The sequence below is a fragment of the Deinococcus sonorensis KR-87 genome (assembly GCF_040256395.1).
GTDB classification, from domain to species: Bacteria; Deinococcota; Deinococci; order Deinococcales; family Deinococcaceae; genus Deinococcus; species Deinococcus sonorensis.
Genome location: NZ_CP158299.1, coordinates 1,708,435 through 1,724,888, shown reverse-complemented (window position 1 = coordinate 1,724,888; position 16,454 = coordinate 1,708,435). Strand labels below are relative to the sequence as shown.

The following is a 16,454-nucleotide window of genomic DNA, read 5'->3' as shown; positions in this document are numbered from 1 at the left end:
GCCGACCGACCGCGCACGCGGCAGTCCGGCTCCTCATGTTCTACGTTATTTACAGTATCACATCCACATGTTTTTGACTGCCTGAAGTGATCGGCGGCATGGAACGCCCGCACCTCCAGCGGTTCCACCCTCTCCCAAAGGTGCCGGAACCGCTCTGTGCGGGGCCTGCAGGCGCTAAAATCTGCAGGTGAGTTCCCGGACAGCCAACCGCAGCGGCATTGTGATCCGCCGGCACGTCACGCCGGCAGGCGACATCATCGTGACGCTGCTGACCCCGCAGGGCAAGATCAAGGCCATCGCGCGGGGCGGCGTGCGCGGTCCACTGTCGAGCGCCCTCAATCTGTTCCATCACGTGGCGGTGCAGCTGTACCAGACGCCCCAGGCGGACCTGGGCACGGTGCGGCAGGCAGCGCTGGAAGGCGCGCTGCCCACCCTCAGCGAGCCGGAGCGCTACCCCTACGCGCACCTGCTGGCCGAGCTGAGCGACCAGCTGTTTCAGGAGGGTGAGTTCAGTGAAACCGCGTTCGACCTGTTCGCGGGCGGGCTGCGCGGCGTGTCGCGCCACCCGGACCCGGAGTGGGTGGGGCTGGTGATGAGTTACAAACTGCTGGGGCTGGCCGGGTTCGTGCCGCGGGTGGCCCGCTGCGCCCACTGCGACGAGGCCGATCCGGCGCATCCAGACCCGCTTGGAGGTCAGCTGCTGTGCAGCCGCTGCGCCAGCCAGCCGCCGCACAGCGAGCCGGTGCTGACCTTTATGCGGCAGGTGCTGCGCCAGAGCGTCCGCGCCCTGATGGAACACCCGCTGGAGGACGCCGACCGGGACGCCGCGTGGCGGGCACTGGAGCGCTTCGTGGCGGTACAGGTGGGCACGGTGCGCTCGGCCGCCGGCTGGCGCAGCCGCCTGCAGGACGGTCTGCGCGCCCGCGCCTGATGTCCCTGAACGGCGGCTACACCTACCGCGAACAGCTGGAGCCCAAAGCACAGGGCCAGACGGTCCTGTCCTACCTGAGCGCCCGCCACCGGCATTCGTCCGCCGAGGTGTGGCAGGCGCGGCTGCAGGCGGGCGAAGTGCAGCTCGATGGCCAGCCGGCCAGCGGCGGGGAGCGGCTGCAGGCCGGGCAGTGGCTGGTCTGGCAGCGCCCCCCCTGGGCCGAGCCGGCCACCCCACAGACCTATCAGGTGCTGCACCTCGACGACGCTCTGCTGGCCGTCAACAAGCCCAGCGGCCTGCCGACCCTGCCGGGCGGAGGCTTTCTGCAGCACACCCTGCTGTGGCTGGTGCAGCAGGACTACCCGCATGCCGCGCCGCTGCACCGGCTGGGCCGGGCCACCTCCGGTCTGGTACTGTTCGCCCGCAGCTCGAAGGCGGCCCGGCCCATGCTGCAGGCCTGGAGGGAGCATAAGGTGCAGAAACGCTACCGGGCGCTGGCGTCCGGGGTAGTAGCACAGGACCGCGCCACCATCACCACACCGATCGGGCCGGTGCCGCACCCCCGCCTCGGCACCATCCATGCCGCCAGCCCACGCGGCAAACCGGCCCACAGCGTGGCGCAGGTGTTGGAACGCCGCGCAGACAGCACGCTGCTGCAGGTGGACATCCAGACCGGCCGGCCGCACCAGATCCGCATTCATCTGGCCAGCCTGGGCCACCCGCTGGTGGGCGACCCGCTGTACGGCCCGGGCGGCCTGCCGCTGGAGCAGCCGGGGCTTCCGGGCGACGGCGGCTACCTGTTGCATGCCGAGCGGCTGCGCTTCCGCCACCCGCTCAGCGGCGCGGCCACCGACCTGCACGCCCCGCCGCCGCCCGCGCTGGAGGCTACAGGTCCTTGAGCATGTCCAGGTAGACGTCCTCCACCTTCTTGCGCGCCCAGGGGGTGCGGCGCAGGAACTTCAGGCTGCTGTGCACGCTGGGGTTGTCGGTGAAGCAGCGGATCGGCACGCGGCGGCCCAGCTCGGCCCAGCCGTACCGGTCGGCCAGCCGGGTCACGATCTGCTCCAGCGTCACGCCGTGCAGCGGGTCAGTGGGTCGGGAAGAGGTCATGGCTCCAGTATGCCGGGCCTGCTCACCCGTGCCGCTCCGCCAGCAGCCGGTCCACCATCAGGGCGCCGCCCAGCACCGCCGGCAGCCCCCCACCCGGATGCACGCCCGCGCCCACCTGCCACAGCCGCGCCTCCAGGCGATACGGCTGCGGATGGAACGGCCCGCCGCGCCAGGGGGCCAGCGCCTGTCCGTAGATGGCCCCGCCGGGAGCGCCACCCTGGGCATAGAACTGCGGGGTCAGCACCGCGGTGGCCTGGGCCGAGGCCAGCAGCCCCGGCACACCCAGCGTCCGCTCCACCCGCTGCACCTGCGCCTGCACCCAGGGGTGCGCCAGGGTGTACCGCTCACCGGTGGGCGGCGCGGTGAGCAGCAGGGCCAGCCGTCGCCCGTCCGCGTGCACCAGCGCCAGGGTGTCGGGCGGCAGGGCCGGGACCCTCATGGCCGCCCGGAACGTCCGGTAGCTCTGCGGCGTGATCACGCTGGTGGCCGGCAGGGTGGAGGCCTCCGGCAGCGCCGCGTAGATCGCCACCCCGCTCACGGTCAGGGGCGAGCGTTGGACAGTCCGGCCCCGCAGCCGCGCCAGCCGGGCCGGGTCCAGGGCACTCACCAGCAGGTCGTGGGGCGGCAGCTGCGACAGCCGCTCGACGGGCGTTCCGGGGCGCAGCTGCACGCCACGCCGCACGCAGAAGTCCACCAGGGTGTCCAGCAGCGCCCGCATCCCTCCGGCCGGTCGCCAGACATCCCCGGCGATCAGGGCCGGCAGCAGCGCGTACAGGGCCGGCGCGTCCTGGGGCGAGAGGCCGGCGTTGAGCGCGTGCACCTGCAGGGCATGGTGCAGGGCCGGGGGAAAATGCCGGGCGGCCAGCCAGCCAGCGGCGGTGAGGTGCGGCGCAGTCAGCCGGCCCAGCACCGCGCTGGCCTGGAGAAAGGCGCGGCTGGTCAGGTGCGGTGGCGTGGTCAGCAGCGTCTGCAGGTGCGGGCGCAGCGGGCCCACCTCCTGCACGTAGCGCTGCCAGTGCGGCCACAGCGGATGGGAGGTCGGCACCGGCAGCGGCACGGCCCCGTAGGGCGTGTGGTGCAGGCCCAGGCCACCCGGCAGCGGCCTCAGGTCCAGCGGGTCCAGCTCGTTCAGGCGCTGCAGCAGCGCCCGCCATACACCGGGAAAGGTGAACAGGCTGGGGCCGGTGTCCATGCTCAGGTCGCCCACCTGCACACGCCGCAGCTTGCCACCCAGCTGATCTCGCTCGTACACGGTGACGTGTGCGCCGCGCTCGGCCAGCAGCGCCGCCAGCGCGAGCCCGGCGATGCCGCCGCCCAGAATGCCAACGCTGGCGTTCAGTAGAGCCCCCGCACCAGCAGGTACACCAGCTGCACCCCGCTGACCGCGCCCACCAGCCACGGGCTGAGGATGCTCAGCCGGTACAGCCGCCCGGCCTGCACCAGGGTGGGGCGCCGCAGCAGCGCGGCGGCCATGCCACCGCAGACCAGCAGCAGCGCCAGCGCCGACAGGCGGCTGAGTGGCCACAGCAGCGCGGCAGCCACGGTAAACCAGCCGAGCGCGTACAGCGCGGTGCCGCGCACCCCCAGCCGGGTGGCGGTGGTGTGCAGGCCCGCCGCGCGGTCGGAAGCGATGTCCTGAACCGCGTCGAAGGCGTGCTTGCCGACCGCGTAGGCGGACACCGCCAGCAGGGCCAGCAGCGGCAGCGGCCGGCCCAGCAGCAGCGCCGGCAGCACCAGCGGCAGGGCGTAGGCCACGTTGCTCAGCCCGTCCAGCACCGGGCGGGCCTTGAAACGCAGCGGGGGCAGGCTGTAGCCGGCGAACAGCAGGGCGCTGAGCAGCAGCACCAGCAGGGCACTGCCCGGTAGCAGCAGCGCCAGCGCCAGCAGCAGCGGTCCGTTCAGCAGGAGCATCCAGCCGAGCAGCGCCGCGTCCTCACCGCCGCGCAACCGCGCGCCCTGCCAGCCCCCCTTGCGCGCCGAGTGGGCGTCCTCGGCGCGGTCCGAGAGGTCGTTGAGGCCGTAGATCAGCAGATTGTAGGGCAGCGTCAGGTACAGCAGCAGCAGCCACCAGCCGGGGCGGGTGCTCCACAGCTCGCCGGCCAGCCACAGTCCGGTGACGGCCACCCCCACCGTGTTGATCCACAGGGCCGGACGCGAGACGAGCAGCAGTTGCCGCCAGGTCAGCCGGTTTTGCGCGGCCCGCACCCGCTTGCCTGAGTAGCCGCTCCCCTCCATCTGCCGTCCAGTGTAGCGGGCCGTCCGGCGGCGCTTGTCCCGGCGCTCTGCACCCAAAAATACGGTCTTCTCCAGCCGGGCATGGCCTACTCTCTACAGGACACCATGACAGACGCCGCCACTGAATCTGCCCTGTACACCGCCAGCGAAGTCGAGGCCCGCACCGGGGTCCCGGCCACCACCCTGCGGCAGTGGGAACGGCGCTACGGGCTGCCCAACCCCCGGCGCAACGCCAGCGGCTACCGCCTGTACGGGCAGCATGACCTGGACTGCATTCAGTACATCCTGCAGCGGGTGGACGAGGGCGTGGCGGTGGGCCGCGCCGCCGAGCTGGCCCGTGACCACTTCGCCGCGCCGCTCAGCCCGCACCAGACGCTGGTGGACGACCTGACGCGGGCCCTGCTACACCCGGACCATCCACAGGCCGTGCGGCTGCTGGACCACGCGCACTCGCGGCTGAGCGTGGAGGAGGTGCTGATGGGCATCATCCAGCCGGCGCTGGTGCAGATTGGGACACGCTGGGAACGCGGGGAGATCACCATCGCGCACGAGCATCAGGCCTCGGCCTTTCTGCGCGCCCGCATCGGCCAGCTGCTGGACATGGCCGGCAGCAGCGCCTTCGGACCGGTACTGGTGGCCGCGTGCGCGCCCGGCGAGTTTCACGAGCTGGGCCTGATGGTGCTGAGTCTGGTGCTGCGGCGGCGCGGCCTGCAGGTGCATTACCTGGGCGCCAACACGCCGCTGGCCGACCTGGCGATGTTCGCTCGCCAGATGGGCGCGCGGGCGGTGCTGGTGACGCTCAACACCGAGGAGCCGCTGGAGGCGTTCCGGCAGCAGCAACGCGACCTGGCCGGGCTGAACATGCCGGTCTTTCTGGGCGGCCTGCTGATGAACCGCCGGCCCGAACTGGCGCCGGAACTGGGCGGACGCTATCTGGGGCCGAACGCGGTGGAAGCGGCCGAACAGTTGATCCGGGCGCTGCATCTGCCCGGCATACAGGGAGGAACAGCGTGAGTGGAGTGGCCAGCAAACAGCGATTCCGGCGCGGCGAATGGGTCTTCCAGCAGGGTGACCCGGCGCCGGTGTTCTATCAGGCGGAGACCGGGCTGGTGCGCCTGATGCAGAGTACCCTGCGCGGCCGGACCCTGACCGTGCGGCACGTGCTGCCGGGCGATTACTTCGGTGAGGCGGCGCTGGACCCGGCGCCGGCCACCCACCACCACGCTGCCGAGGCGCTCACGCCCGCCACCATCCGGCTGCTGCAGCCGGAGCAGCTGACCGCGGCGACCCTGCTGGACATCTCGCGCAACCTCAGCACCCAGCTGCGCCGGGCGATGCTGCACGAGGTGCACCTGCAGTCCGGCGACCTGCGGCAGCGGCTGGTGCGCTACCTGCTGGAGCTGGCCGACACCCCGCTGGGGGCCGAGGACGCCCAGGACCACCTGTACGTCCGCACCACCCACGAGCTGCTGGCCGAGGGCAGCGGCAGTACCCGCGAGAGCGTCAGCAAGGTGGTGACCGAGCTGCGCGACCTGGGCCTGATCGAGACCGGCTACCGGCACATCACGCTGCTGCACCTGGAGGGGCTGCGCGCGCTGGCCGGTCCCGCGCCGCTTGACCGGCCGGACGTGGCGGAGACCTTCAAGGAGCTGCGCTGATGCGGGTGCTGGTGACGGGCGCCAGCGGCTTCGTGGGCCGCGCGCTGGTAGCGCAGCTGCGGCAGCAGGGCCATGACGTGCGGGCGGCGTCCCGGCAGGGACAGCCGGTGGAGGGCGCGCCGGGCGTGGCGATGGATGTGACCGACCTGGGCAGCGTGCAGCGCGGCTTCGGGATGGCGTTCCCCGGCGCGGAGCCGGAAGCGGTGATGCATCTGGTCGGCATCATTGTGGAGAAGGGAGCGCAGACCTTCCAGACGGTCCATGTGGACGCTACCCGGCACGTGCTGGCCAGCACGCCGCGCGGCGCCCGCTACCTGCACATGAGTGCGCTGGGCGCGGACCCGGCCAGTCCCAGCGGGTACAGCCGCAGCAAGGGCGAGGCCGAACAGCTGGTGCAGGGCAGCGGGCTGGCCGCCACCATCTTCCGCCCGTCGCTGATCTTCGGGCCGGGCGACGACTTCTTCGGGCGGGTGCTGAAACAGCTGGTGAGCCTGCCGCCGCTGGTGCCACAGATCGGCAACGGGCAGTTCCCGTTCCGGCCAGTGGGCATTCTGGACGTGGTCACCGCGTTTGCCGGCGCGCTGCAGCGGCCGGAGACCGCCGGTCAGACGTACGCGCTGACCGGCCCGCAGGAATACACCTTCAGCCAGCTGCTGGAGCTGGAGCTGAGCGCCCTGGGCAAACGCAAACTGATCGTGCCGGTGCCGCTGCCGCTGATGGACCTGCTGGTGCCGGTGATGCAGGTGCTGCCCAGCCCCCCCATCACCCGCGACCAGTACCTGATGCTGAAGGCGGGCAACAGCGCTCCCAACGAACCGGCCCGCACGGTGTTCCAGCTGCCGATGCAGCGGCTGGAGGACGCCCTGCCCGGCATCGTGAACGCGCCATAGTGGGGCGTGCCTGACGTCCTGACGGCTCTGCTGCGCCGAAATGGTCTCCCTCGTGCCGCCCTGAAGCGGCTGGCCCGGGGAGCGACCTCCGAGGTGTACCGGGCCGGCGAGGTGGTGGTGCGGCTGGGTTCACCGTTCAGCAGCTTCCACGCGGACGTGGCCATCCGGCGTCTGCTGCTGGCGGCGGGTCAGCCGGTGGCCGAACCGCTGGACCACGGCACCCTGCCGGACGGCCGACCCTACGCGCTGGACCGGTTCGTGCCGGGTGGGCCGCTGGAGCCCGCAGGCACAGCCCAGGCCCGGCAGCTGGGCGCGCTGCTGGCCGCCCTGCAGCGGCTTCCCTGCACCGGCTACGGCCTGCTGCACCCGGACCGTGACCCGCTGGTCGGGCAGGCGAGGACCCCGCTGGCCGGGCTGCAGACCCGGCTACAGGACGTCTGGCCACTGGGCGCCTCCACCCTGGAGCAGCACCCCCTCACCGCCGGCCAGCCGCGCCTGTGGCCAGAGCTAGAGCGGCTGCGGCCCGACCTGCTGGCCCTGGCCGACGCTCCCGCCGTGCTGAACCACACCGATCTGCATCCGGCCCAGCTGCACTGGGACGCCGACGGCCGGCTGCTGGCGCTGCTGGATTTTGGGGACGCGGCCCGCGGGCCGGCCGGCTGGGACGTGGCGTCCTTCGGGTACTTTCACGGCTGGACGCTGGTGCCGGCCCTGCTGGACGGCCTGGAGGCTCCTGCCGGCCTGGAACGCGAGGCGCAGTTGATGGGAGTGCTGCTGGCCTTCCACCGGGCCAGCCGCGCCACCGCGCAGCGCCGCCCGCCTGCCCTGGAGCATGCCCGCCACGTTCTTCGCCAGATGCTGCGCCTGCTTCATGCCCCGGAGCCACGGCACTAAAAAACCGGACACCTTGCGGTGTCCGGTTTCAGAGGTACTGATCGCTCAGGCGACCTGACGCTTCTTGGTGGTTTCGGGCTTCTGGTCCAGCAGCGCCTGGGCCTCGCGCAGCCGGAAGATCACCAGGCTGCCCACGAAGGTGCAGGTGATCATCTTGTGGGCGTTCAGCAGGCTCAGGGCCGCCATCACGTCCTCGCGGGTGCTGCGCAGTTCCTCGGCCATGTGCAGGGCGCTGTCGGCGCGGCCCTCCAGGTAGGTCCGGACCTTGCGGGCCAGCGGGGTGAGCGGGGTGGCCGGCACGTCGGCGAGGCCGGGGTCGGCCAGGCCATACACCGCGCGGGTTCCGGTGCCCGGCAGACGACGCACGCGGCCCTGGTCCAGCAGGCTCGCCAGCGCGGCGCGCAGGTGGGAGAGCGCGAGACCAGTGGTTTTGGCGAGTTCCGTCTCGACCCATTCGGGCTTGCTGTCCAGCGCAGCGAGCACCAGCTTCTCGTTGGCGCGGCGGGTTTCCTGAAGGTCTTCAACGGTGGGGGGGTTGAACATTCGATTGCCTCCGCACGGCAACTGGGCCGCAGCCCAGGGAGTTATTGATCAGCAGGCTCACAGTGAGCGCAACTTTCCTATTGTTACATACCGGCGGTGAACCTGGGTGAGACAAGTCTTCAGGCGACCGTCATCCAAACCGTGGCGGCCGTCAGAAACCAGTGGTGGTCAGTAGCCGTGATGTGTCAGGACCGCTCCCCGGCGCTGCAGTTCGTCCGCCACCGCACCCACCGCCGCCTTGACCCCGGCGGTGATGACCGGCCCACCGAATTTGGCCAGCCGCACCAGGGTGCTGCCGTCCCGGCGGCCCGTCACGTTGACCAGCACCTCCTGAATCAGCTCGCCCTCCTCCACGTGCGCCAGCACCGTGTACTCGTCGCGGCGCAGGCTGCGGTAGGCGTCCAGCAGCACCACCGTGTGGTGCTCGCCGCGCACGGTGACCCGCTCAAAGTCGCTGAGGTCAAAGGGGTCGGGTAGGGTCATGATCGCGTGCGGCACCTGGGCCTCCTGATCCGGGTAGGGGGTCACGGCGTGCAGCGGCACGGCCGGGTGGGCGGTGGGAACAAAACGGGCATGCTGGGCCTCAATACCCAGGTCGCGCCACTTCAGCGCGTACTTGGTGGCCAGCGCGGCAGCCGGCGGCGGCTCCAGCCGCACCTCCATCACGCCACTCGCCTCGGCCTCGCGGCAGGCGAACTCGAAGTACTCCTGATGGTCGGTGGTGAACAGCACCGCGCCGCCGGGCTTCAGGCGACTGGCGGCCAGCCGGAAGAACGGCGCCCGCAGCAGCCGCTGGTCCAGATGGTCGGCCTTGGGCCAGGGGTCCGGAAAGTTGACGATGATGCCGCTCAGGCGGCCCGGCGCGATCACGCTCTCCAGCATCACGGTGGCCGGCAGCTTGGCCACGTGGGCATTGCGGAGGCCGGCCGCCCTGAGCCGCCGGGCCGCCTTCAGCAGGCTCACGCCCGACAGCTCGACGCCCAGATAGTTGGGCACGTCCGGCAGCCCCTCCACGAAGGCGGGCCAGAAGCGGCCGTCCCCGAAGCCGATCTCCAGGTACAGCGCGCGGTCCGGCGTGTCCGGGAACAGCCGGGCGGCCTCCTCGGGGAAGTGCAGGTCCTGCAGCCGCAGAATCATGAGGCCCCCAGCTCGGCGGCCAGCCGGGCCGCGTCCTGCAGCACCGAGGCGTAGCTGTGCACCCCGCCCACCATCTGGCCCAGCGCATACACGTGGTCGAAGCGGCGCACCGCGAATCCGTCCAGCTCGCCCGCGCCCAGGCTCAGGTAGCGCACCTCATACCCGGGCGTACCCGGCCGGGCCGCTGCGCTGGCCTCGGCCGGCATCAGCCACAGGCCCTGCGCCTGCAGGTCGTCGGCCAGAAAGTCGTAGGCCACCTCCGAGAGCCGCCCGGCATCCTCCATGGTGGTGCCCAGCAGCAGCCGCGCTTTCAGGAAGGCCCCCACCGCCAGCACCGCCCGGCCCGCCTGCAGGGTGGGCCCTTCCCAGGTGGACAGCTGCACCCGGCCGGTCTCCTCCGAGATCGCCGTCACACAGCTCTGCAGCAGATGAATGCCGCTGGTGGCCTCCAGCCGCTGCTTGAGCGCCCGGTGAAACACCCAGCCGTCGGTGTGCGGCTGGATCTCCTGCGCCACCTGGGCGAACAGGCTGCCGGCCGGGAAACTCACGCCCGCGAGGTCCGGTTGGTACAGGTTCCCCAGGTGATCGAGGGCCTGCGACACCAGCAGCACGTCCTGGCCGGCGCGGGCCAGCCGCCAGGCGACCTCGCAGCCGGCCAGCCCGGCCCCCACCACCGCCAGGTCGTAGAGGTGGCCCGGCTGCGGCTGGCTGCGCGGAGGAAGGTCAGGCGTGAACATCGGGGCGGATGATAAAGCATTTGGAGGGCTGCGGTGCGCGGCTCAGCCCGGCTGCTCTCCGGTCTGCACCGGGCGGGCCGGGTCGCTGACCCAGTCGCTCCAGCTGCCGGCGTACAGCCGGGTCTGTGGCCCCGGCTCGCGGCCCACCACAGCCAGCGCCAGCAGGTTGGCGGCGGCGCTCACCCCGGACCCGCAGTACAGGATGGCCGGCTGCTCCCCCAACCCCAGCCGCTCCCGCTGCTGTTCTGTCGGCAGCCAGTGGCCGCCCAGCGTCTGCGCCGCCGACCAGTCGCGGTTGACGGCGCCCGGAATGTGCCCGGCCTTCGGATCGATGGGCTCCACTTCGCCCCGGTAGCGGGCCGCCGCCCGCGAGTCCACCAGCAGGGTCTCCGGAGAGCGCTGCTGCACGTCCTGGGCGCTGGCCAGCAGCTCCGGGTGTGGGTGCGGCGTGTAGGAGGCCGCTTCCGGGGTGGGCACCTCCTGGCTCAGCGTTCCCCCGGCCGCCAGGTACGCCGGCAGTCCGCCGTCCAGCACGTACACCTCCCGGTGTCCCAGCCAGCGCAGCAACCACCACGCCCGCGCCGCGTAGAAACCGTGCCCGCCGGTGGGGTCGTCGTAGGCCACCACCACACGGTCGTTGCCGATGCCCTGCCGGCCCAGCCAGCCCGCCAGCACCGCCGGGTCCGGCAGCGGGTGACGGCCCCCGGCGCCGCCCGTCTGTTTCGGGCCACTCAGGTCGCGCTCCAGGTGGGCGTAGACGGCGCCCGGCACGTGGCCGGCACGGTAGGCAGCCTCGCCGGCCGGCGGGTTCATCAGTTCGAAGCGGCAGTCCAGCACCGCCACCCCTGGATCGTGGAGGTGGTCCAGCAGCCAGCCGGCAGACTTGAGCGGGGTCATGCGGCCAGCATAGGCATCCGGCCCGGCCCTGACCACCCCGCCGGCCTCAGGCCAGCGCGTTCTTGACCAGGAACACCACCACCAGCCCCGCCAGCGCGATCAGCGCGGCCACGCTCAGCCGCCGGTCGTGCCGCCAGCCGCTGAGCATCACGTACAGGGCCGCCAGCACCGGGACCAGCATCACCCACGACACCGCATAGCGGGCGAAGGCCGGCACCAGCAGCGTGATGGCCAGCAGCACCACCGCCACCCAGAAGCCGGCGGGGAACAGCCACGCCGGCAGCCCGGCCTGTTCGGACGGCGGCGCGCCGCTTTGCTTGTTCGGTTCGGTCATGGCTTACCCCCAGTATTTCCAGAGCAGCTGCAGCGCCGTGAAGATCAGCAGCAGGCTGAAGAAGAGTTTCAGGTTGCGGGCGCTGATGCGCGCGGCCAGCCCGGTGCCGAGCCGCGCCCCCACCAGCACGCCCAGCGACACGGCCGCCGCCATCTGGTAGTTCAGCACCCCGCCGGCGCTGTACACCAGCGCGTTGGCCACGGCGGTGAGGCCCATGATGAAGGTGCTGGTGGCGATGGCCTGCCGGATCGGGATGCCGCCCAGCAGGTTCATGACCGGCACCTGCACTGTGCCCCCGCCGATGCCCAGCAGCCCGCTCATGATGCCGGCCAGCGTCATGGCCGGCGGCACCAGCCGGCTCGGCTCCCGCTCGCGCTCCTCGCGGCGCAGGCCCTGCAGCAGGTTGTAGGCGCTGTACAGCAGCAGCACCGCGAACACGGTGGCCACCACCCGGGCCGGCAGCCGCAGGCCCAGCCAGCTACCCACCACGCCGCCCAGAATGGTGTAGGGCGAGAGCAGGTAGCCGGTCCGGGCCCGGATCAGGCCCTGGCGCAGGTAGCCGGCGGTACCGGCCAGCCCGACCGCCAGCACCCCGATCTGGCTGACCGCCACCGCCTGGGTGATGGTGATGGTGGTGTGAAAGTACGGCAGCACGAACTCCAGGGCCGGCACCACCACCACGCCGCCGCCCAGGCCGAGGATGGCCCCCAGCACGCCCGCCAGCAGGCCGATTGCAAGCACAGCAAGAATCACCCGGCCACGCTAACACGGACCGGGTGAGGCAGGCGGTGCAGGGCGGCGTCAGCGAGCGGCGGCCCTGGGCTGCTCCATCTGAGCCAGCGCCGCCTGCAGGGTGGTGTCCTGGCCCTGGGTGGTCAGCTGACTGATGTCGGTGGGGGCCAGCACGTCCGGCTCCAGGTGGTCCGGCAGCGGCTGGCCCGCGCTGTCAAAGGCGCGCAGGGTGGTGAGACTCAGCACGCCCCGGTCCGGCAGCGGCACGAAGTTCACGCCGCTGTTCATGACGCCCTTGGTGGCCTCGCCCACCAGGGTGGCGCCATCCTTGCGGGCAAAGTAGCCGAACACCTCCGCGCAGGAGGCGGTGTTGCCGCCCACCAGCAGCGTCACCGGCCCGTTCTGGTGCACGTTCCACAGCGCGTGCTCCGGCGCGGCCCCCCGCACCATCGGCGGGGAGCCGGGGTGGCCGTCCAGCGCGGCATAGATCATGCTGCCCTGCGTCCAGCGCGCCTGATACATGGTGGGCCCGAAGGCGCTGACCGCCGACACACACTGATCCAGCCGGCCGCCGCCGTTGTAGCGCAGGTCGATGACCAGCCCTTTGGCCCCGCCCTGCTGCGCTTCCGTGAGACGCTTCAGGAACAGCGCGGCGCTGTCGCCCGACAGAAAGGTGGGGTACTGGATCAGGGCCACCCGGCCCTCCGGGCGGTCGAGCCAGCTGAGCACCGGCTCGTCGCGGGCCTTGAGCGGCGCGGTGCCCACGCTGAGCGTCTGGTCCGGCGCGCCCGCCCGCCGCCGCTCCACCGTGAACGGCTGGGCCGCCCGCTCCAGCCGCACGAAGGCGCTGGCGTCCTGGGCACGGTTCAGCCCGGCCGGCTGGCCCTGCACGGTCGTCAGCAGGTCAAATGAGCGCAGGCCCGCCTGATCCGCCGGGCTGCCGGGCATGACGCTCACCACCAGCAGGCCCTGCGGCAGCGACACCACCCGCGCTCCGCTGCGCGGCACCGTCAGGTCCTCCTGCACCTCGCGCAGCCGCTCGGCCGCCTCGGCGTCCTTGACGCTGGTGTGCGCGTCGTGCAGCTCGGCCAGCATCGTTTTCAGGACCGCCCGGCCCTGGTCGTAGCTGCAGGTGTCGCCGGCGGCGGCGCACGCGTCGTCCAGAGTGTGGCGGTAACGCTCCACCAGGGCCGGGCGGTCAAGGTCGGACCAGCCGTAGTAGTTCTGGACCAGCTGGGTGCTGACCGTCTGAAACAGCTCGGTGGCCGGGCTGGCCGCAGCGGCGGGAGACAGCAGCAGAGCGGCCAGGACAGCCGCGCGAACTTGAGTGGGCACGACGTTCACTGTATCTTTACAGCTTCTTCAAAGATGAAATTCAGGCCCAACTTCATGATAAGGGGCCTTCATCGTTGCCGCCTCAGCCGATGGGGGTGGTCAGCACGCCGATGCCCTGCACCTCCACCTCCACCACGTCGCCCGGCTGCAGCGGCCCCACCCCGTCCGGGGTGCCGGTCAGCACCACGTCGCCCGGTTCCAGCGTCAGGTAGCGGGTCACGTAGGTCAGGATCTGCCGCACGTCGAAGATCATCTGGGCGGTGCGGCCGTTCTGGCGCGTCTGGCCATTCACCCGGGTCTGGACCTGCAGGTCGGTGGGGTCCAGCTCGGTCTCGATCCAGGGGCCCAGCGGGCAGAAGCGGTCGGCGGCCTTGGCGCGCACCCACTGCAGGTCGGTCTTCTGCAGGTCGCGGGCGGTCAGGTCCAGGCCACAGGTGTAGCCCAGCACCGCGTCCAGCGCCGTCTCAGGCGTGAGCTCGCGGGCCACCTGCCCGATCACCAGCGCCAGCTCACCCTCGTAATGAAAGCTCTGGGTCCACTCGGGATAGGCGACCGTACCGCCCGGCTCGGCCAGGGTGTTGGGCCCCTTCAGGAACAGGCCCGGCTCCTGCGGCAGCGAGTTGTCCGGCAGCATGTTCCCCAGCTCCCGGATGTGGTCCAGGTAGTTGCGGCCCACACACACGATCTTGGTGGGCTCGGCGGGCGCCAGCAGCGACACGGCCGAAAGCGGGAAGGTCTCGCCGGTCGGCTCGCCCTGCATGCCGGCCGTGACGTGAACGGTGTCGGTGTGGTCCAGCTGGCCCCAGATGGTGCGGCCCTCGGCGGTGCCTTTCACGATGCGCATGCCAGGAGTGTAGTGGACGCTGGGCACCCGGCGGCCGGCGGCGCACACTACCCTGGAGCCATGATTGAGGTGCTGCGCGAACTGATGTCCATTGCCCAGGCGGGCCTGACCTACACCCGCGACCCCTACGACGTGGCCCGCTACGAACAGCTGCAGCGGCTGACGGCCCGCCTGATGGCCGAGGTGGGCACTCTGGACGCACCGGCCGCGCTGGACCTGCTGCAGCTGGAGCGCGGCTACCTGACGCCCAAGCTGGACGTGCGGGCGGTGGTGGTTCAGGCGGGCCGGGTGCTGCTGACCCGCGAGCGCCAGGACGGACGCTGGAGCCTGCCGGGCGGCTGGGCCGACCCGGGCGAGGGACCGGGCCAGATCGCGGTGCGCGAGACGCTTGAGGAGACCGGCTACCCGGTGCGGGCGCTGCGCCTGCTGGCGGTGCTGGACAAGGACCAGCACGGGCACCCGCCGGACCTGTGGAGCGTGTGGAAGGTGTTCGTGGCGTGCGAGCTGACCGGCGAGCCGCAGCCGCAGCCGGACAACATCGAGACGCTGGAGAGCGGCTTCTTCACGCTGGACGAGCTGCCCCCGCTCAGCCTGGGCCGCAACACTCCCGAGCAGGTACGGCGCATGGTGCAGCGCTGGGGTCAGCCGGACGCGCCCACCGAGTTCGACTGATGGGACACCGACGGCTCATGACCGTCTCCTCTACAATCCCCGCATGACCTTCTCCCCCACCCCGGCCACCTCCGGGGGCTTCATCCGCGCCGACGACGTGCTCAACGGAAAACTGTCGGCGCGGCGCAGCATCGAGCTGGAACAGAATTACGGCAACGGCAAGCTGATGCAGCTGCTGGACGTGCTGGGCGTCATCGGCCCGATGCAGGTGCAGAGTCCCTGGGAACTGCAGGACCCCAGCGGCCACGGCGTGATCAACGCCTCCGGGTACGCCGCGCTGCCGTTCGGCGACAACCCCCCGGAGCTGAACCTGTTTCTGCGGCAGGTGCTGGAACACACCGATCAGGTGATGCTCTCGCAGCAGATCGCCACCCCCTGGCGGTCCGCGCTGGAGGCCAATCTGGTGCGGCTGCTCAGCCGGGAGGCGCCCAGCCACAGCACGTCGCGGGTGTTCTTCTCCAACAGCGGCGCCGAGGCGATCGAGGCGGCCATCAAGTTCGCCAAGGCGGCGCGGCCCAAGGCCCGCTACATCGTCAACTTCACGCGGGCCTACCACGGCAAGACGCTGGGGGCCCTGTCGCTCACCCCGAACCCCACCCTGCAGGGCCCCTTCCAGAACCTGCTGTCGCCCAACGTGATCACGCTGCCGTTCGGGGACGCCAGCACGCTGGAGCGCACCCTCAAGCGCATCGGGCCGGACCGGATCATCGCGGTGATCGTGGAGCCGATTCTGGGCGAGGCCGGCGTGCGGATTCCGCCACCCGGCTTCCTGAAGCGGCTGGGCGAGCTGTGCCGCAAGGACGGCATCCTGGTGATCGCCGACGAGATCCAGACCGGACTGGGCCGCGCCGGCCACTGGTTCGAGAGCATTGCGGGCGGGCTGGAGCCGGACATCCTGACGCTGGCCAAGCCGCTGGGCGGCGGCATGGTGCCGGTGGGCGCCACCATCGTGCGGCACGACATCTACAAGCGGATGCTCGGCAGCTTCGAGACGGTCAAGGTCCACAGCAACACCTTCGGCGGCAACTCGCTGGCCATGGCGGTGGGCCTCAAGAGTCTGGAACTGCTGATGGACCACGACTACCCGGCGCGCTCCCGCCAGATGGGCGAGCGCGGCCTGAAGCGGCTGCAGGCGATGCAGCAGCGCTACCCAGCCCTGCTGGAGGACGTGCGCGGGGCCGGCATGCTGTTCGCGATGAACTTCCGGCCGGTGGCGCGGCTGCCGCTGGGCTTCCAGGCGCACCTGATCAGCGAGGCGACCGGGGCGCTGGCCCTGGTGGCGTTCTACCGGCACGGCGTGCTGATGAACTTCTCGCTGAACGCGGCCCGCACCATGCGCCTGACGCCGGCCATGAACATGCCGGACGAGGTGTTCGACCGGATGTTCCGGCAGGTGGAGGCCACCGCCGCCGCGTACCCCAGCAGCCTGAAACTGGTGCAGCGCTACGGCACCACCGACCTGATGCGGCTGATCAAGGCCGCCTTTCTGGAATCGTAATCGTCCC

Annotated in this window: 19 protein-coding genes; 8 read left to right on the top strand and 11 right to left on the bottom strand. The window is 71.4% G+C overall.

The genetic code is table 11. The annotated features are described in order from the left end of the window. Positions 1-187: 187 nt before the first annotated feature. Positions 188-931 carry a DNA repair protein RecO gene (gene recO / locus ABOD76_RS13795; RefSeq protein ID WP_350242537.1) on the top strand — a complete coding sequence of 248 codons (744 nt, stop codon included), beginning with the start codon at positions 188-190 and terminating at the stop codon, positions 929-931. Then, positions 931-1,830 carry an RluA family pseudouridine synthase gene (locus ABOD76_RS13790; protein WP_350242536.1) on the top strand — a complete coding sequence of 300 codons (900 nt, stop codon included), beginning with the start codon at positions 931-933 and terminating at the stop codon, positions 1,828-1,830. The genes recO and ABOD76_RS13790 overlap by 1 nt, the downstream gene beginning before the upstream one ends. Here the strand turns inward: ABOD76_RS13790 and ABOD76_RS13785 are convergent. From ABOD76_RS13785 to ABOD76_RS13775, 3 genes are read right to left on the bottom strand one after another with little or no spacing between them, the layout of a single operon-like run. Next, complete coding sequence (locus ABOD76_RS13785) at positions 1,817-2,041, bottom strand: VF530 family protein (protein WP_350242535.1); 225 nt, start codon at positions 2,039-2,041, stop codon at positions 1,817-1,819. The genes ABOD76_RS13790 and ABOD76_RS13785 overlap by 14 nt on opposite strands. Before the next feature lie 22 nt (positions 2,042-2,063). Then, the gene (locus tag ABOD76_RS13780; protein WP_350242534.1) at positions 2,064-3,440 is read right to left on the bottom strand and encodes a phytoene desaturase family protein; all 1,377 of its coding nucleotides are present in this window, start codon (positions 3,438-3,440) and stop codon (positions 2,064-2,066) included. Further along, entirely contained in the window at positions 3,377-4,276 is a 900-nt protein-coding gene (locus ABOD76_RS13775; protein WP_350242533.1) for a UbiA family prenyltransferase, read from the bottom strand. The genes ABOD76_RS13780 and ABOD76_RS13775 overlap by 64 nt, the downstream gene beginning before the upstream one ends. Positions 4,277-4,381: 105 nt before the next feature. Between ABOD76_RS13775 and ABOD76_RS13770 the strand changes: the two genes are divergently transcribed. The 4 genes from ABOD76_RS13770 to ABOD76_RS13755 are packed head-to-tail and all read left to right on the top strand — an operon-like array spanning position 4,382 to position 7,718. Continuing rightward, positions 4,382-5,290, top strand: a complete 909-nt coding sequence (locus ABOD76_RS13770; protein WP_350242532.1) for a MerR family transcriptional regulator — start codon at positions 4,382-4,384, stop codon at positions 5,288-5,290. Next, complete coding sequence (locus ABOD76_RS13765) at positions 5,287-5,934, top strand: Crp/Fnr family transcriptional regulator (protein WP_350242531.1); 648 nt, start codon at positions 5,287-5,289, stop codon at positions 5,932-5,934. Before ABOD76_RS13770 ends, ABOD76_RS13765 begins: the two co-directional genes overlap by 4 nt. Beyond that, a complete protein-coding gene (locus ABOD76_RS13760; protein WP_350242530.1) occupies positions 5,934-6,824 on the top strand; it encodes a complex I NDUFA9 subunit family protein in 891 nt (296 codons plus the stop codon). Before ABOD76_RS13765 ends, ABOD76_RS13760 begins: the two co-directional genes overlap by 1 nt. 6 nt (positions 6,825-6,830) lie before the next feature. Continuing rightward, a complete protein-coding gene (locus ABOD76_RS13755; protein ID WP_350242529.1) occupies positions 6,831-7,718 on the top strand; it encodes an aminoglycoside phosphotransferase family protein in 888 nt (295 codons plus the stop codon). Positions 7,719-7,763: 45 nt separating this feature from the next. Here ABOD76_RS13755 and ABOD76_RS13750 read toward each other — a convergent pair whose 3' ends face one another. The 8 genes from ABOD76_RS13750 to ABOD76_RS13715 form a co-directional block, all read right to left on the bottom strand. Next, complete coding sequence (locus ABOD76_RS13750) at positions 7,764-8,261, bottom strand: transcriptional regulator (protein ID WP_350242528.1); 498 nt, start codon at positions 8,259-8,261, stop codon at positions 7,764-7,766. A 168-nt stretch (positions 8,262-8,429) separates the two neighbouring features. Beyond that, complete coding sequence (gene trmB, locus ABOD76_RS13745) at positions 8,430-9,398, bottom strand: tRNA (guanine(46)-N(7))-methyltransferase TrmB (protein ID WP_350242527.1); 969 nt, start codon at positions 9,396-9,398, stop codon at positions 8,430-8,432. Then, positions 9,395-10,135, bottom strand: coding sequence for an FAD-dependent oxidoreductase (locus ABOD76_RS13740; protein ID WP_350242526.1), 741 nt, complete (start codon positions 10,133-10,135; stop codon positions 9,395-9,397). Before ABOD76_RS13740 ends, trmB begins: the two co-directional genes overlap by 4 nt. A 42-nt stretch (positions 10,136-10,177) precedes the next feature. Beyond that, on the bottom strand, positions 10,178-11,032 hold the full coding sequence (locus ABOD76_RS13735) for a sulfurtransferase (protein ID WP_350242525.1): 855 nt from the start codon (positions 11,030-11,032) through the stop codon (positions 10,178-10,180). Between the two features lie 46 nt (positions 11,033-11,078). Then, positions 11,079-11,366 (bottom strand): hypothetical protein, encoded by a 288-nt coding sequence (locus ABOD76_RS13730; protein ID WP_350242524.1) that lies wholly within the window; start codon positions 11,364-11,366, stop codon positions 11,079-11,081. 3 nt (positions 11,367-11,369) lie between these two features. Next, positions 11,370-12,119: a sulfite exporter TauE/SafE family protein gene (locus ABOD76_RS13725; RefSeq protein WP_350242523.1), complete on the bottom strand. Its 750-nt coding sequence runs from the start codon at positions 12,117-12,119 to the stop codon at positions 11,370-11,372. 48 nt (positions 12,120-12,167) lie between these two features. Next, positions 12,168-13,433, bottom strand: coding sequence for a S41 family peptidase (locus ABOD76_RS13720; RefSeq protein WP_350242522.1), 1,266 nt, complete (start codon positions 13,431-13,433; stop codon positions 12,168-12,170). 82 nt (positions 13,434-13,515) lie between these two features. Continuing rightward, positions 13,516-14,277 carry a fumarylacetoacetate hydrolase family protein gene (locus ABOD76_RS13715; protein ID WP_350242521.1) on the bottom strand — a complete coding sequence of 254 codons (762 nt, stop codon included), beginning with the start codon at positions 14,275-14,277 and terminating at the stop codon, positions 13,516-13,518. Between the two features lie 60 nt (positions 14,278-14,337). Between ABOD76_RS13715 and ABOD76_RS13710 the strand changes: the two genes are divergently transcribed. Both ABOD76_RS13710 and ABOD76_RS13705 read left to right on the top strand, forming a co-directional pair. Next, entirely contained in the window at positions 14,338-14,949 is a 612-nt protein-coding gene (locus tag ABOD76_RS13710; protein WP_350242520.1) for an NUDIX hydrolase, read from the top strand. A gap of 43 nt (positions 14,950-14,992) precedes the next feature. Next, the gene (locus ABOD76_RS13705; RefSeq protein WP_350242519.1) at positions 14,993-16,447 is read left to right on the top strand and encodes an aspartate aminotransferase family protein; all 1,455 of its coding nucleotides are present in this window, start codon (positions 14,993-14,995) and stop codon (positions 16,445-16,447) included. Positions 16,448-16,454 lie beyond the last annotated feature (7 nt).

What these genes read in the sequence shown, in the direction of transcription:
- ABOD76_RS13790 (WP_350242536.1), top strand. Translation starts at nt 931, where the DNA reads ATGTCCCTGAACGGCGGCTACACCTACCGCGAACAGCTGGAGCCCAAA.
- ABOD76_RS13785 (WP_350242535.1), bottom strand. Translation starts at nt 2,041, where the DNA reads ATGACCTCTTCCCGACCCACTGACCCGCTGCACGGCGTGACGCTGGAG.
- ABOD76_RS13775 (WP_350242533.1), bottom strand. Translation starts at nt 4,276, where the DNA reads ATGGAGGGGAGCGGCTACTCAGGCAAGCGGGTGCGGGCCGCGCAAAAC.
- ABOD76_RS13770 (WP_350242532.1), top strand. Translation starts at nt 4,382, where the DNA reads ATGACAGACGCCGCCACTGAATCTGCCCTGTACACCGCCAGCGAAGTC.
- ABOD76_RS13760 (WP_350242530.1), top strand. Translation starts at nt 5,934, where the DNA reads ATGCGGGTGCTGGTGACGGGCGCCAGCGGCTTCGTGGGCCGCGCGCTG.
- ABOD76_RS13750 (WP_350242528.1), bottom strand. Translation starts at nt 8,261, where the DNA reads ATGTTCAACCCCCCCACCGTTGAAGACCTTCAGGAAACCCGCCGCGCC.
- trmB (WP_350242527.1), bottom strand. Translation starts at nt 9,398, where the DNA reads ATGATTCTGCGGCTGCAGGACCTGCACTTCCCCGAGGAGGCCGCCCGG.
- ABOD76_RS13740 (WP_350242526.1), bottom strand. Translation starts at nt 10,135, where the DNA reads ATGTTCACGCCTGACCTTCCTCCGCGCAGCCAGCCGCAGCCGGGCCAC.
- ABOD76_RS13735 (WP_350242525.1), bottom strand. Translation starts at nt 11,032, where the DNA reads ATGACCCCGCTCAAGTCTGCCGGCTGGCTGCTGGACCACCTCCACGAT.
- ABOD76_RS13730 (WP_350242524.1), bottom strand. Translation starts at nt 11,366, where the DNA reads ATGACCGAACCGAACAAGCAAAGCGGCGCGCCGCCGTCCGAACAGGCC.
- ABOD76_RS13715 (WP_350242521.1), bottom strand. Translation starts at nt 14,277, where the DNA reads ATGCGCATCGTGAAAGGCACCGCCGAGGGCCGCACCATCTGGGGCCAG.
- ABOD76_RS13710 (WP_350242520.1), top strand. Translation starts at nt 14,338, where the DNA reads ATGATTGAGGTGCTGCGCGAACTGATGTCCATTGCCCAGGCGGGCCTG.
- ABOD76_RS13705 (WP_350242519.1), top strand. Translation starts at nt 14,993, where the DNA reads ATGACCTTCTCCCCCACCCCGGCCACCTCCGGGGGCTTCATCCGCGCC.